Below are 22,493 nucleotides of genomic sequence, written 5' to 3'. Positions count from 1 at the left end.
TCAGCCCGACTCGCCGCGGGCGCGGGCCCGCCACAGCAGGTAGACGAAGTACGGCGTGCCGAGCAGCGCCGTCACCAGCCCGGCCGGCACCTGCGCGGGCGCGATCACCGTACGCCCCAGCGTGTCAGCCAGGCTGACCAGCAGCGCGCCGAGCAGCGCGGCCACCGGCAGCACCCGCGTGTGGTGGGCGCCGACCAGCGCGCGGGCGGCGTGCGGGGCCACCAGGCCGACGAAGCCGACGACCCCGACCGCCGACACCGCCGTGGAGGTCAGGAGGACGGCCCCGGCCAGCGCGCCCAGGCGTACCGGCTCCAGGGGGACGCCGAGGACGCGCGGGGTGTCCTCGTCCAGGGAGAGCAGGTCGAGGTCGCGGCGCAGCCAGGCCAGCAGCGGGACGACGGCCAGCAGCGCCAGCGTGACCGGGACGAGCTGCGCAGGGACACGGCCGTACGTGGAGCCGGACAGCCAGGTCAGGGCCTTGGCGGTGTTCCACGGGTCGGACAGCACGATGATCAGGACGGTGACGGCCGTACAGGCGGCCTGTACGGCGACCCCGATGAGGACCAGCCGGTCGGAACTGAGCCCGCCGCGCCACGACAGCCCATAGACCAGCGCGAACGCGACCAGCGCACCCAGCCCCGCCGCCGCGGACATCGGCCAGACGCCCGCCAGCGGCGCCAGCGTGAGCAGCCCGACCGCGCCGACCCCCGCCCCGGCCGTGACGCCCAGCACGCCAGGCTCCGCGAGCGGGTTGCGGCACACGGCCTGCACCGCCGCGCCAGCCACGGCCAGCGCCGTACCCGCCAGCGCGGCGGCCAGCACGCGCGGCCAGCGCTGGTCGAGCACGAACGTCAGCGCCCGCCCGCTGCGGCCCTGGAGCCAGTTGGCCACGTCGCCGGTCATCAGCCACCGGTCACCGCCGAGCATGCCCAGCACCAGCGCGCCCGCCAGCAGGGCCGCGCAGACGGCGACGACGGCCAGGAAGGCGGCCCGCGAACGGGTCGCGCCCGTGCGCACGGCCGGCGGCTGCCGGGTCGGGCCCGCGTCGCGGTAACGGCGGGCCAGCCACACCATGACCGCGGCGCCGAGCACCGTCGTCACCACGCCGGGCGGCACCTCGACGCCCGCGCCCCCGCCCAGCACGGCCCGCAGCGCGATGTCGGAGCCCAGCACGACCAGCACCCCGGCCAGCCCCGTCAGGGGCAGCAGCACGCGGTGCCGGTGCAGGCCGGGAATCGACCGGGGGAGCAGCCGTACGATCACCGGCGCGCACAGCCCGACGAACCCGATGGGCCCCGCGATCGTCACCGCCGCGGCCGACAGCAGCACCGCCAGCAGCGTCAGCCACAGGCGCAGCCGCCGCACGTTCACGCCGAGCACGGTCGCGGTGTCGTCGCCCAGGCCGAGGATGTCCAGCCGGGGCCCGGCCAGCACCGCCGCGCCCAGGGCCAGCGCGATCACCGGGCCGAACCTGGCGACGGCGTCCAGGTCGCTCTGCACGAGCGAGCCGCTGCCCCAGGCGAACAGCCCGGTCGTCTCCTGCTCGAAGAGGATCATGAACAGGTTGGTCAGCGAGCTGAGCGCCAGGGCCGTGGCCGACCCGGCCAGGATCAGCCGGGTGGTGCCGCTGCGCCCGCCCGCCGACAGCGCCAGCACCAGTGCGGCCGCGGCCAGCCCGCCGAACAGCGCCAGCCCGCCCGTCACCGGCACCGGCAGCACCAGCCCGAAGGCCGCCGCCGCCGCGACCGCCAGGTACGCGCCCGCGCTCACGGCCAGCGTGTCCGGCGAGGCCATCGCGTTGCGGGCCACCGCCTGCAGCAGCGCGCCCGCCACGCCCAGCGCGACGCCCACGCAGGCCCCGGCCAGCAGCCGGGGCAGGCGGGAGGCCAGCAGCACGCGGGCCGCCTCGTCGCTGCCGCCGAACGGCAGCGCCAGCAGGTCGAACGCGCCGACCGACGACGTGCCCTGCGTCACGTGCACCGCGGCCACCAGGACGGTGGCCGCCAGCGCGAGGAGGAGGACCCCGGCGGTGCCCAGCCGCCGCAGCGGCGTCGCGGGCGGGGCCGGGGCCAGGACGTCCGTGCTCAACCCGTGTACGCCTTGACCAGCGCGTCGGCGTACTGCAGGGACGACAGCGGCCCGCCGAACGTCCAGATGCCGTCGGGCAGCTTGGTCACCTGCTGCTTCTCGACGAACGGCAGCGACTTCCAGATGGCGTTGCCGGCCAGCCCTTCGGCGAAGACGTCGTCGCCGTCCGAGGCGTTGTAGAAGAAGCGGAGGTCGGGGTCCTTCAGCGCGGTCAAGCCCTCGACGTCGGTGTTGCCCAGACCCCACTCGGGGTCGACCTCGCCGGTCCAGGCGTTCTCCAGGCCGAGCTGCCCGGCGACCTCCGAGACCAGCGAGCCCTTGCCGAACAGGCGGACCGAGATCGTGCTGCCCTGCTTCCACCCGTCGGCCATCACGAACGGCCGGCCGGCCGCGCCCGCGTCGGCGATCTTCTGCTTGCCGGCGGCGAGGGCCGCGTCGAAGTCGGCGAGCTGCTTGGTGGCCGCGTCGGTCTTGCCCACCGCCGCGGCGATCATGTTGAGGTCGTCGCGCATGCGCTTGAGGTTGTCGGCCGCGTCGCTGCCCTTGGCCACCAGCACCGGCACGAACTTCTCCAGTTGCGCCACCAGCGCCGCGTCCCGCCCGGTCTCCATGACGACCAGGTCGGGCTGCAGGGCGCTGATGGAGTCGACGCTGGGCTCCTGCCGGGTGCCGACGTCCTTGACCGAGGGGTCGAGCTTGGCGGCGGTGACCCAGGTGGCGTACCCCTTGACGTCGGCCGCGCCCACCGGCATGACGCCGAGTCCGGCCAGCATCTCGGTCTCGCCCCACTCCAGGCTGACGACCCGGGTGGCCGGGCGGTCGAGCGTGATCTGCTTGCCGCGGCTGTCGGTGACGGTCACGGGCGCGGCGGAGGGCGGCGCGGCGCTGCCGGAGGCGGCCTCGGGTACGGGCGCCTCGGTCGTGCCGCAGGCGGCGAGGACGACGAGGGCGGCGATGGCCGTCAGGGCACTGCGCATGGTGGTTCCTGTCATGTCGTTACGGTGACGCTGGTGTCGCGTCGGGTGTGGCGGCCGATCGGGCGGGTGGTCACGATTCCCGTACGGGGGTCGTGGCCGACCTCGATGCGGAGACCGTAGGTGTCGCAGAGCAGGCTCTCGGTGAGCACCTGGGCGGGCGGGCCGTCGGCGCGTACCCGGCCCCGGTGCAGCAGCACGACGTGGTCGGCGATCTCGGCGGCCTGGTTGAGGTCGTGCAGGACCACGCCGATCGCCACGTCGTGCTCGTCGGCCAGATCGCGGATCAGCTCCAGCAGCTCGACCTGGTAGCGCAGGTCGAGGAACGTGGTGGGCTCGTCCAGCAGCAGGACGCCGGTGTCCTGGGCCAGGCAGGTGGCCAGCCAGACGCGCTGCAGTTCGCCGCCGGACAGCTCGTCCACCGGCCGCTCGGCCATGTCGCTCACGCCGGTCAGCTCCATCGCCCTGGCGACGGCGGCGGCGCCCTCGGGGTCGCCGGACTTCCAGCGCCGCCGGTAGGGGTGGCGGCCGTAGCCGACGACGTCGCGCACCTGTACGCCGCCGGGGGTGGGACGGCTCTGGGCCAGCAGCGTCACCCGGCGGGCGAAGTCACGGGCCGACAGGCTCAGCGCGTCGGCGCCGTCTCCCAGGGTCACGGCACCGCGGTCGGGGCGGTGCAGCCTGGCCAGGGCGCGCAGCAGCGTGGACTTGCCGCTGCCGTTCGGGCCCACCAGGGCGGTCACGTGGCCCGGCCGCAGGGTGATGCGACCGTCCTCGACCACGGTGGTGCCGTGGTAGCTGAGGCAAAGCTCCGCGCCGCGGAGAGAGATCTCCTCGGTCATGGCACTAAGGTTAGGCTAACCTTGTCGTCAACGCCATGGCGGGGTCACGGCCGGGTCATGCCGGACCCAAGACGGCGGGCGTCGGCGGCGGGTCGAAGGCGGCCTGGTGGAAGGCGGCAGGGCTCAAGGCAGCCGGGCGCGGAGTTCGGCCTCGTGGGCGGGGTCGGTGCACAGCGTCACGGTCATCCCGGCCGCGGCGGCGTCGCCGAGCACCTCCAGCAGGATGGCGAACTGCCGGTCGGGCTCGTCGACCAGCAACTCCTCGGCGTGCTCGAAGAAGAGGGGCGGCGGGGGGTCGAGGTCGCGCAGGCAGTCGGTGAGCGCGTCCCAGTTGCGGCCGAAGTATCCGGGCAGGCGCAGGGCCCGCGCCACCTCCTCGAAGAAGGCGGCACGGGTCCGGCCGGCCCGGCCGTCCACCACCGCCGGCGCCGGGCCGGTGGACACGGTCAGCCAGTGCGGCAGCGGACGCGCGGCGGCGGTCATGGAAGCCCCTAGAGCCGGTAGAAGTCGGTGTAGTGGTTGGGCGAGAACCAGGTCACGCCGGTGCTGCGGTTGACCACGATCCGGTACGCGTCGCGGGCGGCGCCCTGTGTGCGGGAGTAGACGTCGTACTCGTAGTAGGTGGCGTTGGTGGGCAACTGGCCCTCGCGGTTGTAGTGGCGACCGCCGGTGTAGTTGTAGCGGCCGTCGGGCCAGGTGTACCAGCCGGCGGAGGTGGGGAAGCCCTTGCCGGCCCAGACCGAGCGGGCGTTGCGGGCGTCGGCGCACCGGGAGATGGTGCAGGAGTTGTAGACCGCGGCGTCGGCGGGGACGACGCCGGTCAGCGCGACGAGGGAGATGGCGGCGGCGAGGACCGCGGCGAGCCGTACGGCCCACGACGGCCGGGAGTGCGGCAGAGCGTGCACGAAGCCTCCTTGCGGGGGATGTGACCGACGTTGTCATGATCGCCGCTGATTTCCCGTCAAAGGAAGGCAAACGGGGTCAAAAGAACGGTGAACTCTTCGCGCACGGCTACCCACCGGCCGGAACGGGCACGTACGGATGGTCATTTCATCGTCACACACCGGAGTCGTCCTCATGTCCTTGGCCCGCCGCGCCACCACGGCCGCCGCACTCCTGCTCGCCGTCACCCTGCCCACCTGTGGCGTGTCTACCTGTACCCTGCCCGTCCTCGCCGGAACGTCCGCCCTGGCGGCCGTGCCCGCCCGCCCCTCCGCGAGCGTGGCGTCACCGGCCGCCCGGCAGGCGATGTCCGAGCTGGCCGAGCTGGCGGCGCGGCGGCTGCTGCTGGCCGACGAGGTGGCGGCGGCCAAGTACGCCGACGGCAGCCCCATCACCGACCTCGAACGCGAACGCGCCCTGCTCGACTCCGTGGCCACCCAGTCGTCCGAGGCCGGCCTGCTCCCGCAGACCGGCGTGCGCTTCTTCCGGGTCCAGATCGCGGCGGGCAAGCTCGTGCAACGCGGGTTGCACGCCCGCTGGCGGATACGCCCGGACCTGCGCCCCAGCCGACAGCCCGACCTGGCCACCGAGGTGCGCCCGCGACTCGACCGGCTCACCCCGCAGCTCCTGCGCCTGCTCAAGCAGGCCGAGCCGCTGCGCGCGACGCCCGCCCGCTGCCAGGCGGACCTCACCACGGCCCGGCAGGCCGCCGAGTCCCGCACCCGCCTCGACCGGCTGCACCGCCACGCCCTGGAGCTGGCCCTCACCCCCGTCTGCCCGCCGTCCCCATAGACCACCCGTCCCCATGACCGTCCGTCCCGGAGACCGCCCGTTCCATAGGTGGTCCGGCGATCCTGGAAGGGGCGAAGGCGGGAAGGCGTGAACCTGAGCGGCTTCTCGTCCGACTGTGCTGGGTGACGGGAGGACGAGATGACCGATGAGCTGCTGGTGGTCCGCGCGCAACTGGGTGAGCGGGCCGCCCTGGCCGAGCTCGTGACCCGCTGGCGGGCGCCGGTGTGGACGTACGTGCGGCGCATGCTGGACGCCGAGCGGGCCGACGACGTGAGCCAGGAGGTGTGGCTGGCCGTCGTACGCGGCCTGCCCAGGTTGCGGGAGCCCGCCCGGTTCGCGCCCTGGCTGTTCACGATCGCCCGCCGGTCGGTGACCGACCGCCTGCGCACCGAGTACGCCCGCGAGGAGTACGCCCGCGAGGAGGACGCGCTCGACCAGGGCGGCCCGGCGGCGGACGACCCGGTCGAGGCCGCAATGGACCGCGCCGAGCTGGCCGCCGCCCTGTCGCGCCTGCCGGTGCGGGAGCGGGAGATCATCGTCCTGTACTACCTGGAGGACCTGCCGGTGGAGGACTGCGCGCAGATCTGCGGCATCCCCGAGGGCACGGTCAAGTCGCGACTCGACCGGGCCCGTCGCCTGCTGCGTCAGCACCTGGAGGAGAAGGGGTACCGGCCATGACCGAGGACGAGCCGCGCCTGTCGGCGCGCGAGCTGATCGAACGACTGGAGCCCGAGCTGTCGCCGCGCAGGCGGGTGCGGGCGCTGGCGGCGCTGGTGGCCGGGCTGGCGGGCACGGTGTTCGTGACCGCGCTGTGGGGTGGCGAGCCGGGGCCGCTGCCCCTCCGTACGCATCTGGCGTTCGGGATGTTCACCGTGTTCTGCCTGGCCTGGGCCGGGTACGGCGGATGGCTGCTGACCCGCCGGGTGCCGTTGTTCGCGACCGACCGGGTGATCGCCGCCTGGATCGCGCTGGTGGCCTCGGCGGTCACGACCGGCCTGGTGGCCGTCGTCACCGTCCAGCGGGGCGCGGGTGTGGGCCCCGCGCTGGCGGTCGGCGGGCTGTTCGTGGCGGCGGCGCTGGCCCTGACCGTACGGGCGCACCACCGCCGGGCCGCGCTCCTGCGCCGCAAGCGGGAGCTGATGGGCGGGGAGGAGGAGTGAACGCGCTGGAGACCGAGGCGCTCGGCAAACGCTACCGGCGCCGCTGGGCGCTGCGCGAGGCCGCCGTCGAGGTGCCCGCCGGGGCGCGGGCGGCGCTCGTCGGCCCGAACGGGGCGGGCAAGTCGACCTTGCTGAGCGTCGTGACCGGGCTGCTGCGGCCGACCACCGGCACGGTACGCGTCTTCGGGCGGCCACTGGAGCTGGCCGGGGTCGCCTTCGTGGCCCAGGACAAACCGCTCTATCGCCGCTGGAGCGTGGCCGACCTGCTGCGTTTCGGCGCGGCCACCAACCCGCGCTGGGACGGCGGCCGGGCCAGGTCGCTGCTGGCGGCGTACGACATCGACCCCGGCGAGCGGGCCGGGCGGTTGTCGGGCGGCCAGCGTACGCTGCTCGCGCTCGCGCTGGCGGTCGGCAAGCGCGCCGACCTGGTGGTGCTGGACGAGCCGCTGGCCGAGCTGGACCCGCTGGCCCGGGTGCAGGTGATGGGGGTGGTGCGCGAGCTGGAGGCGACCGTGCTGCTGTCGTCCCACATCCTGGCCGACCTGGTGGGGGTGTGCGATCACCTGATCCTGCTGCGCGCGGGCCGCGTCCGGCTGTGCGGCGGCTTCGCCGCGCTGCTGGGCGCCCACTCCGCCGCCACCCTGGAGGACCTCGTGCTCGACCACCTGCGCGGCCCCGAGCCCGTCTCATGAGCGGGGCACTGTCCATCACGAGGGGCGCGCTGTGGGCGGCGTGGCGCGGGCAGCGCGCGCAGGCCGCCGCCGTCGCCGCCCTGATCCCGCTGTACGCCGCCTGCGCCGCGGCCGAACGACTCGACCCAGGGCTGAGCGGGCTGACCGTCCAGCTCGCCGGGTTCCTGCCCGGGGCGGTCTGCCTGCTGTGGGGCGCTCCGCTGGTCGCCCGCGAGTTCGAGACCGGCACCCACCGGCTGGCCTGGACCCAGAGCCTGTCACGGGGCCGGTGGCTGGCCGCCGCCGTGGCGGTCGCGGCGACCGGCGCCCTGGCCGCGACCGGCGCGCTGGGGGTGCTGCTGGCCTGGGCGCTCCCGGCGTACCGGGGTGACCCGATGGCCTGGGCGTACTACGAGAGCCACGGGCTGGTCCCGTACGCCCGGGTGGTGTTCGCGCTGATGCTCGGCGTCGCGGTGGGCGCGGTGAGCGGTCACACCCGGATCGCCGTGCCGCTGTCGATGCTGCTCACCGGGGTCGTCCAGCTCGGCGGGCGGATGCTGAGGGAGCGGGCGGACGCGTCGTACTGGGTCGTCCAGCGGGCCGAGACGGCCCTCTACCTGGTCCTGGCCCTCGCTCTTGCCGCCCTGGCCCTGCTGGCGGTACGGCGGCACGCATGAGGTCACGGCGGTGAGGTCACGGAGGCGAGGTCACGGAGGGAACCCCTGCAGCCGTGAATGGCGGCTGCAGAGGGTGTGCTGGGATCGTTCAGGAAACGGTCAGGATGAAGGCCACGTTGCGCGGCTGGCCGTCGGTGTCGATGCTGCGGACGGCGATGGTGGCCGCGTGGTCGGAGTGGCCGCAGTCCCACACGTTCCGGGAGATCGACACCCACCGCGGGTGCCGGTAATGGCCCACCGGCGTCACGTGGGCCCCCACGGGCCCCTCCAGGTTGACGTTGTCGTTGAGGGTGATGCAGTAGAGCCCCTCCTTGACCCGCCACGTCCGCTCGACGTTCTTGCTGATGCCGTGGGCCGAACCGTTCTCCTGCACCACGACCGACGCCTGGGCGTACGGGGTGTCGGCCTGCGCGACGGCGGCCGGGGCCAGGACGGCGGCCGCGGTGAGCGTGGCGGCCGTCAGGTGCTTGATGGTGTTCATGGCGTGTCCTCTCTCGGTCCGACTCAGGCGATGGTCAGGTCGAAGCCGCCGTCGGCCAGTTCCCCCGTGTGGGGGTTGGTGACGTGGACGGCGAGCGTGTTGCGCTCATGACAGGTGGACGACGGGTTCCGGAAAGCGATGTACGGGAGACGCAGCTCGCGGCGCGGGGTGATCTGGATGAGCGCCTTCGTCACGTCCACGAAGTCCGCGACGCGGACGCAGTACCGGCCGGTGGAGACCCGTTGGGAGGAGATGACGTTCTTGAACAGGTTCAGCCGGCCGTCGGAGTCGACGATGGCGCCCGCCCGCGCGTAGGGCGCGTAGATCTCGGCGTGCGCGGTGGACCCAGCGGCCATGACGCCGCCGGCGGCGGCCAGGACGAGCGCGCCGGCCAGGATGTGACGCAGCATGGAAACCCCCTTCGGTTTACCCGCAGAAGTGATCTGCAGCGGAAAAAGTAAGTCAGGGGAGGCGCCGACGCCATGAACCACCCCGCACCACGACGTTCAAGGAATCTTGACCCTCCGCCGCCCGGACCTGCCCGGACGGGCGGCGCCGCGGCCGTCCGGAGAGCATGCTGGAGAGCGCGCCGGGGCGCGTCCCCGTGGGTTGGCCGCGGTGGTTCGTGCGGCCGGGCGTCGCCAGTCATACGGCTGCTCTTCACGGGGTGTTCCACGTCCCGTTCGCCCCCGGCGGGCCGTGCGGACTTCGATCACCCCCGTGGGGCAGGCGCTCCGCTCCCATCGTTCTTCAGGAGGTCCTCGTGCGCAGCACCAGGCGGTCCATCCCGGCCCTCGCCGCCGCGGCCGCCATCGTCATGTCAGGCGCCATGCCCGTCGTCATGTTCGGCGTCGCCGTCCCGGCGGCCGGCGCGGCCGGTGCGGCCGGTGCCCGCGAGTCCGGCGGGCGCTGCTCGCCGGACGCGTCCCTGCTGGGCTTCACCGACGCCCTGGACAAAACCACCTTCGAGGACACGCCCGCGGCCGGCCTGTCCGCGCTGGCGTTCACCGGGAACTCGCGGGCCCTCGCGCTCGTGGACAACGTCGGGACCACCCCCGCCCGCCTCTACGACCTGGCCGTCATCGACGGCCGGAACAAACACCTGTCCGCCGAGGTACGCGGCATGACGACGCTGCGGCGGCCGGACGGCGTCCCGTACACGGGCGCCGACTTCGACGGCGAGGGACTCGTCGCCGAGCGCGGCGGAGGCAGCGTGCTGGCCGGTTCCGAGAGCGAGCCGTCGATCCGGCGCTTCCGGCTCTCCGACGGCCGCCAGGTCGCCGACCTCGAGGTGCCGCAGCGCTTCCGGGTCGCCCCGGCCGGGCAGGCGACGGCCAACCAGACGTTCGAGGCGCTGGCCGCCACCCCCGACGGCCGCGCCCTGTACGCGGGCATGGAGGGGCCGCTGTCGGCCGACGGCCGTGACGCCGAGGGCCGTGGCCTGCAGCGGATCCTGCGCTACGACGGCAGGCCCGGCGGCGCCTACCGGCCCGCCGCCCAGTACGCCTACCGCACCGACCCCGGCCTCGGCCTGGTCGAGCTGGTGGCACTCGGTGACGACCAGTTCCTCTCCCTGGAACGCGGCTTCACCCCGGGGGTGGGCAACACCGTACGCGTCTACCGGGTCTCGGCCACCGGCGCGACCGACGTCTCCGGCGTCGGCTCGCTGGCCACCCTCACCGATCAGCGCGCCTGGCTCGGCAAGCGACTGCTGGCCGACGTCGCCGACTGCCCGCCGTCCGGTGCCACCAGCAAGCAGCCCCAGCCGAACCCGCTGCTGGACAACATCGAGGGCATGGCGCTCGGCGGCCGGCTGTCCGGCGACCGGCACGCCCTCTACCTGCTGTCCGACGACAACAACAACGCCACGCAGACCACCCGCCTGTACGCGCTGAGCGTCCGGCTCCCCGACGAGGCCCGGCTGACCGCCCGCGCCCTGCTGTCCGCGACCGCCTACCAGCCGGGCCCCACGTCGGGCACGAAGCTGCCGCCTGACACCGTCAACGGCGTCACCCCGCCGTTCGCCGGACAGCCCATCCCCGGCTTCTCGGCCGTCATCACGGCCGGCGCGCGCTCCCGCTCCGCCGACCGGCTGCTCGCCATGCCGGACAACGGGTTCGGCTCGAAGGACAACTCGCCCGACTTCCTGCTGCGGGCCTACTTCATCGAGCCCGACTACCGCGACCACCGGATCCGGGTACGCGACCACCTCGACTTCCGCGACCCTGACCGCAGGGTGCCGTTCCCGATCGTCAACCAGGACACTCGCGACCGGCTGCTGACCGGGGCCGACTTCGACGTCGAGTCGCTGGCCAGGGACGCCCGCGGCGACCTGTGGATCGGTGAGGAGTTCGGGCCGTACCTGGTGCGTACCGACGGGACCGGCAAGGTGCTGCAGGCGCCGATCCCGCTCCCGGACGGCACGAAGTCGCCGCAGTCGCCCGACCTGGTCCCGGGGGAGAGCCCGACGCTGCCGGCCAGCCGCGGGTTCGAGGCCATGGCGGTGAGCGAGGACGGCTGGACCCTGTACCCGATCCTGGAGGGCGCCAGGACCGGCGACGCCGACCAGCGCCGGCGCGTGGTCTACGAGTTCGACGTGCGCGCGAACGCCTACACCGGGCGCACCTGGTCGTTCCTGGTCGACGATCCGGGGCTGCTGGTCGGCGACGCGGCGGTGCTCGACGACCGCCGGTTGCTGCTGATCGAGCGGGACAGCGCGATGGGACCGTCGTCCCAGGTCAAGCGCCTGGTGGTGACCGACCTGGACGAGGCGGGCCCGGACGGCGTGCTGCCCCGCCGCACGGCCGTGGACCTGATGCGGCTGGCCGACCCGAAGGGCGTCTCCACCCCGGCCCGGCCGGGCGAGTACGGGGTCGGGCCGCTGTTCTCGTTCCCGCTGCAGTCGGTGGAGTCGGTGCTGCCGTTGAGCGGTGACCGGGTCGTGGTGGCCAACGACAACAACTTCCCGGGCAACGACGGGCGCATCCCGGGGCGGGCCGACGACACCGAGGTGATCGTCATCGACGTGCCCGGCCTGCGCGACTGACACCGTTCCGCCTGACCGAGGTCTGTGCGGCCCGAGGGAAACCGGGCCGCACGGACCTCGTCATCTGGGCAGCGCCGGGCGACGCGCCGTGCCCGCACGCGGTACGCACGCCGGCCGCGTGCGCCGATGGCAACATTTGCCGTGCGCAACTGCTGCGCGCGACGAAGCGCGGCTTCCTGTGGGCCGTTGCCCAGGGCGGACGTACGAGGAGATCTGGATGGCGGAGACGGCCCTCGTCCGAGGCCGGGCGACCAGGGAGCGGCTGCTGGGGGCCGCCGTGTCGCTGATCGGGGAGGTCGGCTGGAACCGGGTGACCACGCGGATGGCCGCCGAGCGGGCGCGGGTGGCGCCGGGCGTGGTGCACTACCACTTCAGTTCGGTGACCGACCTGCTGATCGCCGCCTCTCTGGAGTCGATCCGTGACCTGATGGGCCGGCTGTTGGAGCGGCTGGCCGGGCAGTCCGATCTCGACACCGGCGTCGACTGGCTGCTGCGGGAGGTGGCGGCCTACCCGGACGACGACTCCGCGTCGCTGCTCATGGTGGAGACGTACCTGGCCGCGACCCGGATCCCGCGCCTGCACGACGAACTGGCCGCGCTCGTCCTCGGCTTCCGCCGGAGCCTGGCCGCCTGGCTGGCCGAGCGCGGCTGCTCCGACGCCGAGGCGGTGGCCGCGCTGCTCGGGGCCGCGATCGACGGCCTCATCCTGCACCGCCACCTCGACCGCGGTCTGGACGTCGCCGCGCTGGCCGGACCGATACGGAGAATGCTGCGAAAGGGGTGAGCCCCGCTTTCCGCACTGCCGGGCCGACCGCCGACAATGCATTCCGGAGGCGCCCGGCCCGGCCTTTTCATTGAACTGGGCGAATGGCTTGTACATTTGCCCAATACGGCGGCCCGGTTGTCCGGCCGCGGTCGCGCACTCTTTATGGTGACGATTTCGAGTGCGATCGATGAACCTTTCTTGAGTGTCCGTGCCGGGGTGGCGTACGAGCTGGGCGGCCCTGGCGGAATTACTTTCGATCGTGGTTCTTTTCTGGACACGACCGAAAGGGAGTCAAATGCTCCGTCGTGCTCTTTCAGGTGCGTTCGCGGTGGCGGTCGCCGGTCTCGTCACGGCGGCGACGCCCGTCGCGGACGCCTCTGTGCACTTCCGCGCCGCGTCGGACTACGACGACGCCGCCGCGGCGATCGTCGACTTCGACGGCAAGCTGAACACCGGCAGGAACGTCATCACCTCCTGGCGGGCGGGCGTCGGCCGGTACTGCGTCCAGCTCGCTCCCCGCGTGGACGCCACCAGGTCGCTGATCCAGGTCACGCCGCGGGTCGCGCGGCGCGTGCCGTACATCGCGTACCGCAATCCGTCGGAGACCTGCTCGCGGCAGAACACCCTCACGATCGCCGTCTACGAGATCCAGACAGGACGCCTCGCAGACAGTGGCTTCGACCTGCTGGTCCTCTGACCGTCGGGCGTATCCCACGACGACCGCCGGGGGCCGTACCCGTCGAACAGCGAGGTACGGCTTCCGGCGTCTCCGCGCCTTGTCGAAATATCCGCATATTTCAGCTTTCTCGGCTGTTCCTCCTTTGGCGGGTTTACCTGGTGCTGAAGGTTGCCATAGCGGAACCACACATCGGTCGAGACCGGTCCGTACGTCTAACCTCCGCAGGGGCCATTCGCGACGGGAGGAAGCGGCGCAGCGTGAACGAGTTGCCGATGGGTGCGCGTCCGGAGGCCGAACCGCTGGCGGAGGCGGTGCAATCGGCCAGCAGGGCGCTCGTGGGGGTCGCGGTCCGCTCCATCAACGCGACCGGCGCCGACGTGACCCTGTCGCAGTATCGCGCACTCGTCCTGATCGGCGCCCGGGGCCCGCAGCGGCTCGTCGACCTGGCGCAGGTCCTCGACGTGAACAGGTCGACGGCGACCCGCATGTGTGACCGCCTGGTGGCCAAGGGCCTCCTGCGCCGGACCCGCCTGTCCGCCGACCGGCGTACGGTGCGCATCGCCCTCACCCCCGAAGCGCGGGCGCTGGTGGACGGCGTGACGGAGCGGCGCAACGCGCACCTGGCCCGCATCCTGGCCGAACTCACCCCTGAGCAGCGGAGCGCGGCAGTGGCGGCGCTGACCACGTTCGCCGACGCGGCCGCCGAGCAGCCGGGCACGACGCCCCGCGACGGACGGACCGGCCCGCCGACGCCATGACAACACCATTGACAGAATAGCTGACTCAGGTAAAATCCACGCTTCGTCAATTACCGGCGAGATTGAGCGAGAGCTGCATTCCTGTTTCCCGAGATTTCGCTTCGGCGTCAGGAAATCGGGGGAACCTTGCCGCGACAGGTTTTCCCGTTCCCGGGCAACAGAGGCAGGTTCTCATGGTCAGACGATCCCTGGCGGTGCTGATCCCCGTCGTCCTCGGCGTCATCGCGTTCGCCTTACCGGCCTACGCGGTGACCCTGGAGCAGAAACTCGCCGCGCTCTCCACCTTCTCCCAGCCCACCGCCCCGAGCGCCGCCGCCTGGCGCAGCGCCTGGCAGAACCAGGCGTCCTGGGCCGACTACGCCTTTGACTGGTCCACCGACCTGTGCTCGAGCAGCCCCGACCAACCGCTCGGCTTCGATTTCCGTACGTCCTGCCGCCGGCACGACTTCGGCTACCGGAACTACAAGGCCGTGAGCCAGTTCCCGGCGAACAAGGACCGCATCGACGACGCCTTCTACTTCGACATGCGGCAGGTCTGCGCCGGATACTCGGGGATCCCCAAGTCCACCTGTGACGGCCTCGCCTGGACGTACTACCAGGCGGTCCGCCAGTTCGGCGACCTCCGCGTCACGGAGGAGCAGATCCGGCAGGTCCAGCGGCAGGCCGAGCTGAACGCCCAGAACTCCGGGTCCTGAACACCGCGGGGCGGGGCCGCCGTCGCGGCCCCGCCCCCGGACCGCCGCGACGGGCGGCGGGACGCGTAAGCCGACCAGGGCCGGGAAGTCGCAGGTCATGAGAGTTGTGGTGGACCTGACGCGCTGCCAGGCGTACGCGCAGTGCGCCTTCCTCGCCCCCGAGGTGTTCCGGATGCACGGCGCGGAGGCGCTGCTGTACGACCCCGACCCCGACGAGGCGCAACGCGACCACGTGCTGCGGGCCGCGGCGGCCTGCCCGGTGCAGGCCATCCGGGTGGACCGGATCGAGACCCGCGACCCCGCCGACGCGCCCTCGGGATTGATGGCCACCCAGCGGCCCGTCCAGGCGCGGGAGAGGTCCCGTCGGGCGGGCGCGGCGGGCGAGGCGGACGCGGTGGTGGAGCGGCTGCGGTGCGAGGGGCGCATCGTGGTCGTGGGCGCGTCGCTGGCGGGGCTGGCCGCCGGGGCGACCTTGCGCATGGAGGGTTTCACCGGCTCGCTGACGATGATCGGGGACGAGCCGTACCGGGCGTACGACCGGCCGCCGCTGTCCAAGCAGGTGCTCGACGGGTGGATCCCCGCCGACCGCACGGGACTGCCGTACACCGAGGAGATCGACGCGCGGTGGCTGCTCGGCGTCCCGGCGACCGGCCTGGACCCGGTCAACAAGCGGGTCCTGCTCGGCGACGGCGGCGTGGTGGAGTACGACCGGCTGCTGATCGCGACCGGAACCCGCGCCCGCGCCTGGTTCGACGAGGAGGAGGCCGCCCTCGAGGGGGTGGTCGGGCTGCGTACCCGCGACGACGCCGCCGAACTGCTGCGCCTGCTCGTCGACCGGCCAGGGCGGGTATTGATCATCGGTAGCGGGTTCACCGGCTCGGAGGTGGCCTGGGCCTGCCGCCAGAGGGGCCTCGCGGTGACCGTCGTCGAACGCGGCCAGGCGCCCCTGGTCGGCGCCCTCGGCGGCGTGATCGGTGAGGTGGCCGCCGACCTGCAGCGCGAGTACGGCGTCGACCTGCGCTGCGGCACCACCGTGACCCGCCTGGAGGGCGACGCCTCCGGACGGCTGCGCCGCGCCCACCTGTCCGACGGCGACGTGGTCGAGGCCGAGGTGGCCGTGGTGGCGCTGGGCGCGGTCCGCAACACCGAATGGCTGAAGGGCTCGGGCCTGGCCGCCGGAGCGTTCGGGGTCGGCTGCGACGCCGGTTGCCGGGCGTTCGACAGCAACGGGGTGGTCACCGACGACGTCTTCGTCGCAGGTGACGTGGCCCGCTTCCCCCACCCGCTGTACGGCTACCAGTTCCTGTCGCTGGAGCACTGGGGCAACGCCGTCACCCAGGCCCAGGTCGCCGCGCACAACATGATCAGCGATCCGATCGACCGCCGGCCGCACCTGTCCAGCCCGGTCTTCTGGTCGGCGCAGTTCGGCGTCAACATCAAGTCGGTGGGCGTGCCCACCTTCGCCGACGAGATCGTCATCGCCCAGGGCTCGCTCGCCGAGCGCCGCTTCGTGGCCGCCTACGGCCGCGACGGCCGCATCACCGCCGCCGTCGCCTTCGACCAGGGCAAGTGGCTGGAGCTCTACCAGCGTCTGATCGAGGCCGCCGCGCCGTTCCCACCCGAGCTGAACGGCGTCGACCAGCCGGCCGACCGGCGGCCCAGGCCGGCGCGGTTCCCCGAACAGCGCCTGCTCAACCTGCACGCCACCGTCCGGGTGACCGGCCACGACCCGAGCGAACGCCGCGCCGAGCTGATCCACCACCACTGATCCGCCCGCGGCGGCCACGAAAGGCGAAAGGCAGGCTCATGGCACCGGCCAGCATCTACCAGCAGATCCTCGACCCGGCCAACCGCGCCGACCCCTACCCGCTCTACGCCGAGCTGCGCAGGACACCGGTGACGCGGGAGGCCGACGGCACCTACGTGGTCAGCACGTACCACGAGGTCGTCGCTCTGCTGCACGACCCGCGGGTCAGCTCCGACCCCCAGCGCCACCCCGCCCTCGGAAGCCTGCCCAGAAGCGCCCGTGTCCTTCCTCAACCTCGACCCGCCCGACCACGACCGGCTGCGCGAGCAGGCCATGTGGTGCTTCGGCCCGCCGCACGCCCCCGGCCGCGTCGAGGGCCTGCGCCCCTGGCTGACCGGGGTCGCCAACGGCCTGATCGACGGCTTCTCCGGCAGGAACCGGGTCGACCTCGTCGACGAGTTCAGCTACCCGCTGCCGGTGACCGCGATCTGCCACGTGCTCGGCGTGCCGCGCGAGGACGAGCCGCGCTTCCACCAGTGGGCCGACGGCGTCGTCGAGACCATCGACCCGAACACCGGAACGTTCGCGGAGCGCAGGCGGCGCAGAGACCAGATCTTCGCCGAGACGAGCGAGTACCTCGGCACGCTCGCCGACGCCCACGCCGCCCGGCCGGGGGACGACCTGATCTCCGGGCTGCTCACCGATCCGGGCCCGTACGGGCTGATGTCGCGCGCCGACGTGCTGAGCACCGGGGTGCTGCTGCTGGTCGCCGGGCACGAGACGACCGTCAACCTCATCGCCAACGGCGTGCTCACCCTCCTGCGCCACCCCGACGTGCTGGAACGGCTGCGCCACGAACCCGGCCTGATCACCCCTCTGGTCGAGGAACTGCTGCGCTACGAGCCACCAGTGCAGATGCGGACGAACCGCAGCACCGTCGCCGACATCGACCTCGCCGGCACCATCATTCCGAGGGGCGCGCCGCTGGCCCTGATGCTGGCCGCCGCCAACCGTGACCCCCGCCGCTTCCCCGACCCCGACCGCTTCGACCCCGACCGCACCGGCAACGCGCACCTCAGCTTCAACAGCGGCATCCACTACTGCCTGGGCGCCCCGCTCGCCCGGGTCGAGGCCCAGATCGCCCTGTCGGCGCTGGCCCGCCGGCTGGTGAACCCCCGGCTGGTCGCCGACCCGCCGCCGTACCGGCCCAACCCGGAGCTGCGCGGCCCCCGCCACCTCCTGATCGAGTACGACGACCTCGCCCCCGCCACCGGGCAGCTCTGATCCCGAGGACCGGTCAGCCGGGTTCCGCGGGGGCGGGGGAGACGTGGAGGGGGCAGGTTCTTTCCCAGCCAGGAACCTGACTCTTATGCGCGTCCTTGATCACGGAGATCGTGGAGGTGTGCCCGGAACCGGGCCGGGCCCCGGGGCCCGCCACAGCGGCGGGCCCCACAGACAGATCCCGCAGATGGAGAATCCCCATGCCCATGATCAACGTCACCTTCGACAGCGCCGGCATCACGCTCGCCGGCCACCTCTACGTCCCCGACGACGCCGTCCCGGGTCCGCGCCCGGCGATCGTGGTCGGTCACCAGGGCGGCGCGGTCAAGGAACAGGCGTCCGGCCTGTACGCGCGGCTCCTGGCCGAGAAGGGCCTCGTCGCGCTCGCCTACGACGCGGCTCACCAGGGCGAGAGCGGCGGCGAGCCGCGCGGCCTCGAAGACCCCGCGCAACGGGTCGAGGACTTCAAGGCCGCCGTGTCCTTCCTCACCACGCGCGAGGAGGTCGACCCCGACCGGATCGGCATTCTCGGCATCTGCGCCTCGGGCGGCTACTCGCTGCCGGCCACGGCCACCGACCACCGGGTGAAGGCCCTGGGCACGGTGTGCGCGGTCGACATCTCCCGGCACTTCCGGCTGGGCGCCGACGGCACGCATGACCCGGCCGCGTTCGAGGCGCTGCTGGAGCGGGCCGCGCAGGCCCGTACGGCCTCGGCGCACGGCGAGCGGACCCCGGGCCTGCAGATCATCCCCGACACGCTGGAGCAGGCCCGCGCGATCGGTGGCGAGTACGCCGCCGAGGGGTTCGAGTACTACCGCACCCCCCGGGCCGAGCACCCGAGGTGCGCCCGGTTCTTCGACTGGACCAGCGTCGACAAGATCGCGATGTTCGACGCGTTCGCCCCCATCCCGCTGATCGGGCGGCGACCGCTGCTGATGATCGCCGGGACCCGCGCCGTCACCAGGTGGATGACCGTCGACGCCTTCCAGCGCGCCGTCGGGCCCAAGGAGTTCGTGTGGATCGAGGGCGCCAGCCACAACGACCTCTACGACAAGCCCCAGTACGTGGGCCCCGCGGTCGAGAAGCTGGCCGAGTTCTTCACGAAGAGCCTGGTCGAGGCCGCCTGAGGACACGACGGCCGCGCCCTCCCCGCGCGCGTGGGGGCCGGGTGTCGTCCCTTGGCCGGCGGGTAGGTCCCGCGAGGGGTGTGGTCATTGGACGAGATCGATGTGATCGTGATCGGCGCGGGGCCCGCGGGGGAGTCGGCCGCCGCCAGGTGCGCCGACGGCGGGCTGTCGGTGGCGCTGGTGGAGCAGCGGCTGGTGGGGGGCGAGTGCCTGTACTACGGGTGCATTCCGAGCAAGGCGCTGATCCGGCCGGGGGACGTCCTGGCCGCCGCCCGCCGGGTGCCGGGCGCGGCGCAGGCGCTCACGGGCAGGCTGGACGCCCGGGAGGCGTTCGCCCGCCGTGACGAGCTGGTCGGCGCGTGGGACGACGCGGCGCAGCTCCCCGCCTTCGAGGAGAAGGGCGTCCTGTTCGTCCGCGGGCCGGGCAGGATCGCCGATGACCGGGTGGTCGACGTCTCCACCTCCGGCGGAGGGACGCGGCGGCTGACCGCGCGCCGGGCGGTGGTGCTGGCCACGGGCACGAGCCCGGCCATCCCGCCCATCGACGGACTGCGCCGCGGCCAGGTGTGGGACAACCAGGACGCCACCGCGGTCAAGGAGCTGCCCGAGCGCCTGCTGGTGATCGGCGGCGGGTTCATCGGCGCGGAGATGACGCAGGCGTTCCGGCGGCTGGGCTGCACCCAGGTGACCGTGGTGGAGGAGGCCGAGCGGTTGCTGGTGGCGGAGGAGCCGTTCGCTGGTGAGCAGGTGCGGGAGGCGTTCGAGGCGGAGGGCGTCGACGTCGTGACGGGCGTCCGCGTGACCGCCGTCGAACAGCAGGACACCGACGGGCCCCTGACCGCGACCCTCGGCGACGGCCGCCGGGTCACCGCCGACGAGATCCTCGTCGCGGTCGGCCGACGGGCCGAGACCGAGGGACTCGGCCTGGAGGCCATCGGCCTGACGCCCGGCGGGTTCGTCGAGGTGGACGGCTGGATGCGGGCCACCGGCGTGCCGGGCGGCTGGCTGTACGCGGTCGGCGACTGCAACGGCCGCGCGCTGCTCACCCACATGGGCAAGTACCAGGGCAGGCTCGCCGCCGACGTGATCATGGGCAAGGACGTGCCCGAGTCGACCACCGTCGTGCCGCGCGTGACCTTCACCGACCCCCAGGTCTGCGCGGTCGGGCTGACCGAGCGGCAGGCCCGCGAGCGCGGCCTGCCGGTGCGGACCGTGACCACCGGCACCGGCGACGTCGACGGGGCTCACGTGCTGGGCGTGGGGATCACCGGCACGTGCAAGCTCGTCGTCGACGACGACCGCAAGGTGCTGGTGGGCGCCACCTTCGTCGGGCCCGGCATGCAGGAGCTGCTGCACTCGGCCACCATCGCGATCGTCGGCGAACTGCCGCTCGCCACCCTGTGGCAGGCGGTGCCGCCGTTCCCCACGGTCAGCGAGGTCTGGTTGCGCCTGCTCGAAGCGTACGGACTCTAGGCCCCTCTAGGCCCAACGCCGCGTCGTTCCGGAGGCCGCCCCTGCGGCGGGGACGACGGCGTCGTAGTCGACGAGGAGGTGGCGGGGGCCGCGCAGGGTCGGGCTGGGCCGGTACGGCGGCGGGTCGGTGACCAGCCGGGGGTTCACCAGCCGGCGGGCCAGCGCCGACAGGGCGATCTGGGCCTCGACCCGGGCGAGCGGGGCGCCGTAGCAGTAGTGGACGCCGCTGCCGAACCCGAGGTGCCGGTTGTCGGCGCGGTCGGGATCGAAACGGTCGGGGTCGGGGAAACGGCCGGGGTCGCGGTCGGCGGCGGCGAGGGCGAGCGTCACCGGCGAGCCCTTGGGGATGACGGTCCCCGCGAGGTCGATGTCGGCCAGGGTGCTCCGGCTGGTCAGCATCTGCACGGGTGGCTCGTAGCGCAGCAGTTCCTCGACCAGCGGGGTGATCAGGCCGGGTTCGTGGCGCAGCCGGTCGAGCACGTCGGGGTGGCGCAGGAGGGTCAGCATGCCGTTGGCGATGAGGTTGACGGTCGTCTCGTGCCCGGCGACCAGCAGCAGCACCCCGGTGCTCAGCACGTCGGCGCGGGACATCGGCGCGCCGGGGCCCGTGCCGGTGAGCAACGCGGACATCAGGTCGTCGCCAGGCCGCCGGGCGTGGGCGTCGGCGAGGCGGCCGAGATACCCGCCGACCTCGGCGCCGATCCGGCGGCGCCTGCGCTGGCGTTCCGCGAACGGGCCGGTGGTCGGGTCACCGGTCTCGATGATCGCGTCGGCCCAGTGGTGGAAGCGCGGCTCGTCCTCGCGCGGCACGCCCAGCAGGCGGCAGATCGCCGTCACGGGCAGCGGGTACGCGAAGTCGTCCACGAGATCGGCCCGGTGCCCGCCCTCCAGGTCGTCGATCAGCGCGTCGGTGACCTCGGCCAGCCAGGGACGCATCCCCTCGACCCGGCCTGGGCTGTGGGGCGGCCCGAACGGCCGGTTGGCCAGCTCCCGCAGCCGGTCGTGCTCGGGCGGGTCACGCCGGATGAAGTCGAGCGGCAGCCCCGGCTCCTCGGGCGCGGCCCCCGCCATGCCGGGGTGGCTGCGGGGGTCGGAGCTGATCCGGGGATCGTGCAGCAGCGCGACGACCTCGTCGTACGTGCTGACCACGTAGGTGCCGTCCGCCTGCCGTGCCACCGGGGTCCTGCGCAGCTCCGCGTACAGCGGGTACGGGTCGGCCCGGCTCGCGGGGTCGAGGATCTGCTCGTAGACGCTGGGCGATGCCATGGCGGTACCTTTCGTGGCTCCCACCCGGCGCGGTCGGCAGGCGCGCCGCCGGGTCGGATCGGCGGTGGCGCACCGCGGTCTTCTGCCCGCCCGGCCCGTACCCAAACGCCGCCTCGTACGCGCCGGACATCGACGCTACCGCCGCGTGGCCCCGCGCTCCACGCCGCCCTCGCTCGACTGGTCGCTCGTCCACGAGGTGAGGATGCGCAGCCCGTCGTACGAGGGGGTGCCGGGGTCGGCGGTGAGCACCATCAGGCGCTGCCCCGATCCGTCGGGGCTGCTCCAGGTGTCGCAGTCGAGCGTGAGGTCACCGACCAGCCGGTGGCGGTACTGCTTGGTGCCGTAACCGGCGCTGGTCACGCGGTGCTCGGCCCACCAGGTGCGGAAGTCGGCGTCCTGCACCGACAGCTCGCCGACGAGCCGGGCCAGCTCGGGGTCGTCGGCGTCCGGCCCGGCCTCCATGCGCAGGGCGGCGACGGCGTCACGGGCGTCGTGCGCCCAGTTCCGGTGCATGCCGCGGATGACCGGATGGGTGAACAGCAGGCGGACGTAGTTGCGCCGCGCCGCCGGGATCTCGGAGAAGTCGATGTAGAGGGCGGTCGCGGCCGGGTTCCACTGCAGGATGTCCAGCCGCTTGCCCAGGACGAGCGCGGGCGTCTCGGTGAGCTGGTTGAGCAGGCGGCGCATGGCGGGCCGTACGCGTTGCGCGGGCCGTCGGCGGCGGGGCCGCGCGTCGGTCTTTCCGGCCAGCTCGTACAGGTAGCTCTGCTGGTCGTCGTCGAGCCGCAGGGCGCGGGCCAGGGTGGCGAGCACCGTGGCGGACGCCTGGACCCGGCCCTGTTCCAGCCGGGTGTAGTAGTCGACGCTGATCGCCGCGAGCTGGGCGACCTCCTCGCGCCGCAACCCGGCCACCTTGCGCGGGGAGTCGGACCCGGCCAGGCCGAAGTCCTCGGGCGCCAGTTGCGCCCGGCGGGCCCTCAGGAAGGCCCCGAACTCGCTGGGGAGAGATTCCGAACTCATGCCCTCAT

General features: G+C 73.3%; 23 protein-coding genes. 14 read left to right on the top strand and 9 right to left on the bottom strand.

The window, feature by feature from the left end; translation table 11 throughout:
- The 5 genes from ACZ6S0_RS30440 to ACZ6S0_RS30420 all read right to left on the bottom strand — a co-directional run bounded on the left by ACZ6S0_RS30440 (nucleotide 1) and on the right by ACZ6S0_RS30420 (nucleotide 4,809).
- Entirely contained in the window at nucleotides 1-2,088 is a 2,088-nt protein-coding gene (locus ACZ6S0_RS30440) for an iron ABC transporter permease (RefSeq protein WP_465922746.1), read from the bottom strand.
- Nucleotides 2,085-3,080 (bottom strand): ABC transporter substrate-binding protein, encoded by a 996-nt coding sequence (locus tag ACZ6S0_RS30435; RefSeq protein ID WP_465922745.1) that lies wholly within the window; start codon nucleotides 3,078-3,080, stop codon nucleotides 2,085-2,087. Before ACZ6S0_RS30435 ends, ACZ6S0_RS30440 begins: the two co-directional genes overlap by 4 nt.
- Complete coding sequence (locus ACZ6S0_RS30430) at nucleotides 3,077-3,904, bottom strand: ABC transporter ATP-binding protein (RefSeq protein WP_465922744.1); 828 nt, start codon at nucleotides 3,902-3,904, stop codon at nucleotides 3,077-3,079. The genes ACZ6S0_RS30435 and ACZ6S0_RS30430 overlap by 4 nt, the downstream gene beginning before the upstream one ends.
- 123 nt (nucleotides 3,905-4,027) lie before the next feature.
- Entirely contained in the window at nucleotides 4,028-4,387 is a 360-nt protein-coding gene (locus tag ACZ6S0_RS30425) for a barstar family protein (RefSeq protein WP_465922743.1), read from the bottom strand.
- 8 nt (nucleotides 4,388-4,395) lie between these two features.
- Nucleotides 4,396-4,809: a ribonuclease domain-containing protein gene (locus ACZ6S0_RS30420; RefSeq protein ID WP_465922742.1), complete on the bottom strand. Its 414-nt coding sequence runs from the start codon at nucleotides 4,807-4,809 to the stop codon at nucleotides 4,396-4,398.
- A gap of 172 nt (nucleotides 4,810-4,981) precedes the next feature.
- Between ACZ6S0_RS30420 and aroQ the strand changes: the two genes are divergently transcribed.
- The 5 genes from aroQ to ACZ6S0_RS30395 all read left to right on the top strand — a co-directional run bounded on the left by aroQ (nucleotide 4,982) and on the right by ACZ6S0_RS30395 (nucleotide 8,146).
- Nucleotides 4,982-5,638: a gamma subclass chorismate mutase AroQ gene (gene aroQ, locus ACZ6S0_RS30415; protein ID WP_465922741.1), complete on the top strand. Its 657-nt coding sequence runs from the start codon at nucleotides 4,982-4,984 to the stop codon at nucleotides 5,636-5,638.
- Between the two features lie 138 nt (nucleotides 5,639-5,776).
- Nucleotides 5,777-6,316, top strand: coding sequence for an RNA polymerase sigma factor (locus ACZ6S0_RS30410; RefSeq protein ID WP_465922740.1), 540 nt, complete (start codon nucleotides 5,777-5,779; stop codon nucleotides 6,314-6,316).
- Nucleotides 6,313-6,798 (top strand): hypothetical protein, encoded by a 486-nt coding sequence (locus ACZ6S0_RS30405; protein WP_465922739.1) that lies wholly within the window; start codon nucleotides 6,313-6,315, stop codon nucleotides 6,796-6,798. The genes ACZ6S0_RS30410 and ACZ6S0_RS30405 overlap by 4 nt, the downstream gene beginning before the upstream one ends.
- Nucleotides 6,795-7,490 (top strand): ABC transporter ATP-binding protein, encoded by a 696-nt coding sequence (locus tag ACZ6S0_RS30400; RefSeq protein WP_465922738.1) that lies wholly within the window; start codon nucleotides 6,795-6,797, stop codon nucleotides 7,488-7,490. Before ACZ6S0_RS30405 ends, ACZ6S0_RS30400 begins: the two co-directional genes overlap by 4 nt.
- The gene (locus ACZ6S0_RS30395; RefSeq protein ID WP_465922737.1) at nucleotides 7,487-8,146 is read left to right on the top strand and encodes a hypothetical protein; all 660 of its coding nucleotides are present in this window, start codon (nucleotides 7,487-7,489) and stop codon (nucleotides 8,144-8,146) included. The genes ACZ6S0_RS30400 and ACZ6S0_RS30395 overlap by 4 nt, the downstream gene beginning before the upstream one ends.
- A gap of 88 nt (nucleotides 8,147-8,234) precedes the next feature.
- Here ACZ6S0_RS30395 and ACZ6S0_RS30390 read toward each other — a convergent pair whose 3' ends face one another.
- Both ACZ6S0_RS30390 and ACZ6S0_RS30385 read right to left on the bottom strand, forming a co-directional pair.
- Nucleotides 8,235-8,627: a hypothetical protein gene (locus ACZ6S0_RS30390; protein WP_465922736.1), complete on the bottom strand. Its 393-nt coding sequence runs from the start codon at nucleotides 8,625-8,627 to the stop codon at nucleotides 8,235-8,237.
- Nucleotides 8,628-8,650: 23 nt separating this feature from the next.
- A complete protein-coding gene (locus ACZ6S0_RS30385) occupies nucleotides 8,651-9,037 on the bottom strand; it encodes a hypothetical protein (protein WP_465922735.1) in 387 nt (128 codons plus the stop codon).
- A gap of 353 nt (nucleotides 9,038-9,390) precedes the next feature.
- Between ACZ6S0_RS30385 and ACZ6S0_RS30380 the strand changes: the two genes are divergently transcribed.
- From ACZ6S0_RS30380 to ACZ6S0_RS30340, 9 genes are all read left to right on the top strand, one after another.
- Nucleotides 9,391-11,673, top strand: coding sequence for an esterase-like activity of phytase family protein (locus ACZ6S0_RS30380; RefSeq protein WP_465922734.1), 2,283 nt, complete (start codon nucleotides 9,391-9,393; stop codon nucleotides 11,671-11,673).
- Nucleotides 11,674-11,890: 217 nt separating this feature from the next.
- The gene (locus ACZ6S0_RS30375; protein ID WP_465922733.1) at nucleotides 11,891-12,457 is read left to right on the top strand and encodes a TetR/AcrR family transcriptional regulator; all 567 of its coding nucleotides are present in this window, start codon (nucleotides 11,891-11,893) and stop codon (nucleotides 12,455-12,457) included.
- Between the two features lie 277 nt (nucleotides 12,458-12,734).
- Nucleotides 12,735-13,136, top strand: coding sequence for a hypothetical protein (locus ACZ6S0_RS30370; RefSeq protein WP_465922732.1), 402 nt, complete (start codon nucleotides 12,735-12,737; stop codon nucleotides 13,134-13,136).
- Nucleotides 13,137-13,390: 254 nt separating this feature from the next.
- A complete protein-coding gene (locus tag ACZ6S0_RS30365; RefSeq protein ID WP_465922731.1) occupies nucleotides 13,391-13,876 on the top strand; it encodes a MarR family transcriptional regulator in 486 nt (161 codons plus the stop codon).
- A 173-nt stretch (nucleotides 13,877-14,049) separates the two neighbouring features.
- On the top strand, nucleotides 14,050-14,571 hold the full coding sequence (locus ACZ6S0_RS30360; protein WP_465922730.1) for a phospholipase: 522 nt from the start codon (nucleotides 14,050-14,052) through the stop codon (nucleotides 14,569-14,571).
- A 97-nt stretch (nucleotides 14,572-14,668) separates the two neighbouring features.
- Nucleotides 14,669-16,339: an FAD-dependent oxidoreductase gene (locus ACZ6S0_RS30355; RefSeq protein ID WP_465922729.1), complete on the top strand. Its 1,671-nt coding sequence runs from the start codon at nucleotides 14,669-14,671 to the stop codon at nucleotides 16,337-16,339.
- Nucleotides 16,340-16,597: 258 nt separating this feature from the next.
- Nucleotides 16,598-17,602, top strand: coding sequence for a cytochrome P450 (locus ACZ6S0_RS30350; protein ID WP_465922728.1), 1,005 nt, complete (start codon nucleotides 16,598-16,600; stop codon nucleotides 17,600-17,602).
- A gap of 197 nt (nucleotides 17,603-17,799) precedes the next feature.
- On the top strand, nucleotides 17,800-18,726 hold the full coding sequence (locus ACZ6S0_RS30345; RefSeq protein ID WP_465922727.1) for an alpha/beta hydrolase: 927 nt from the start codon (nucleotides 17,800-17,802) through the stop codon (nucleotides 18,724-18,726).
- Between the two features lie 78 nt (nucleotides 18,727-18,804).
- Nucleotides 18,805-20,199 carry a dihydrolipoyl dehydrogenase family protein gene (locus ACZ6S0_RS30340; protein WP_465922726.1) on the top strand — a complete coding sequence of 465 codons (1,395 nt, stop codon included), beginning with the start codon at nucleotides 18,805-18,807 and terminating at the stop codon, nucleotides 20,197-20,199.
- 6 nt (nucleotides 20,200-20,205) lie between these two features.
- Here ACZ6S0_RS30340 and ACZ6S0_RS30335 read toward each other — a convergent pair whose 3' ends face one another.
- Complete coding sequence (locus ACZ6S0_RS30335; RefSeq protein ID WP_465922725.1) at nucleotides 20,206-21,465, bottom strand: cytochrome P450; 1,260 nt, start codon at nucleotides 21,463-21,465, stop codon at nucleotides 20,206-20,208.
- A gap of 135 nt (nucleotides 21,466-21,600) precedes the next feature.
- A complete protein-coding gene (locus ACZ6S0_RS30330) occupies nucleotides 21,601-22,485 on the bottom strand; it encodes a helix-turn-helix domain-containing protein (RefSeq protein ID WP_465922724.1) in 885 nt (294 codons plus the stop codon).
- Nucleotides 22,486-22,493: the final 8 nt, after the last annotated feature.

It is taken from the genome of Nonomuraea sp. NPDC051298, from assembly GCF_055586305.1.
Note: the sequence above shows the minus strand (reverse complement) of the source record. Positions and strands in the feature narration are given on the sequence as shown.

Bases quoted from the DNA above. Each gene is read 5' to 3' on its own strand.
- aroQ (WP_465922741.1), top strand. From the start codon at position 4,982: ATGTCCTTGGCCCGCCGCGCCACCACGGCCGCCGCACTCCTGCTCGCC.
- ACZ6S0_RS30330 (WP_465922724.1), bottom strand. From the start codon at position 22,485: ATGAGTTCGGAATCTCTCCCCAGCGAGTTCGGGGCCTTCCTGAGGGCC.
- ACZ6S0_RS30375 (WP_465922733.1), top strand. From the start codon at position 11,891: ATGGCGGAGACGGCCCTCGTCCGAGGCCGGGCGACCAGGGAGCGGCTG.
- ACZ6S0_RS30435 (WP_465922745.1), bottom strand. From the start codon at position 3,080: ATGACAGGAACCACCATGCGCAGTGCCCTGACGGCCATCGCCGCCCTC.
- ACZ6S0_RS30345 (WP_465922727.1), top strand. From the start codon at position 17,800: ATGCCCATGATCAACGTCACCTTCGACAGCGCCGGCATCACGCTCGCC.
- ACZ6S0_RS30335 (WP_465922725.1), bottom strand. From the start codon at position 21,465: ATGGCATCGCCCAGCGTCTACGAGCAGATCCTCGACCCCGCGAGCCGG.
- ACZ6S0_RS30410 (WP_465922740.1), top strand. From the start codon at position 5,777: ATGACCGATGAGCTGCTGGTGGTCCGCGCGCAACTGGGTGAGCGGGCC.
- ACZ6S0_RS30425 (WP_465922743.1), bottom strand. From the start codon at position 4,387: ATGACCGCCGCCGCGCGTCCGCTGCCGCACTGGCTGACCGTGTCCACC.
- ACZ6S0_RS30385 (WP_465922735.1), bottom strand. From the start codon at position 9,037: ATGCTGCGTCACATCCTGGCCGGCGCGCTCGTCCTGGCCGCCGCCGGC.
- ACZ6S0_RS30395 (WP_465922737.1), top strand. From the start codon at position 7,487: ATGAGCGGGGCACTGTCCATCACGAGGGGCGCGCTGTGGGCGGCGTGG.
- ACZ6S0_RS30365 (WP_465922731.1), top strand. From the start codon at position 13,391: ATGGGTGCGCGTCCGGAGGCCGAACCGCTGGCGGAGGCGGTGCAATCG.
- ACZ6S0_RS30390 (WP_465922736.1), bottom strand. From the start codon at position 8,627: ATGAACACCATCAAGCACCTGACGGCCGCCACGCTCACCGCGGCCGCC.
- ACZ6S0_RS30355 (WP_465922729.1), top strand. From the start codon at position 14,669: ATGAGAGTTGTGGTGGACCTGACGCGCTGCCAGGCGTACGCGCAGTGC.
- ACZ6S0_RS30405 (WP_465922739.1), top strand. From the start codon at position 6,313: ATGACCGAGGACGAGCCGCGCCTGTCGGCGCGCGAGCTGATCGAACGA.
- ACZ6S0_RS30360 (WP_465922730.1), top strand. From the start codon at position 14,050: ATGGTCAGACGATCCCTGGCGGTGCTGATCCCCGTCGTCCTCGGCGTC.
- ACZ6S0_RS30430 (WP_465922744.1), bottom strand. From the start codon at position 3,904: ATGACCGAGGAGATCTCTCTCCGCGGCGCGGAGCTTTGCCTCAGCTAC.
- ACZ6S0_RS30370 (WP_465922732.1), top strand. From the start codon at position 12,735: ATGCTCCGTCGTGCTCTTTCAGGTGCGTTCGCGGTGGCGGTCGCCGGT.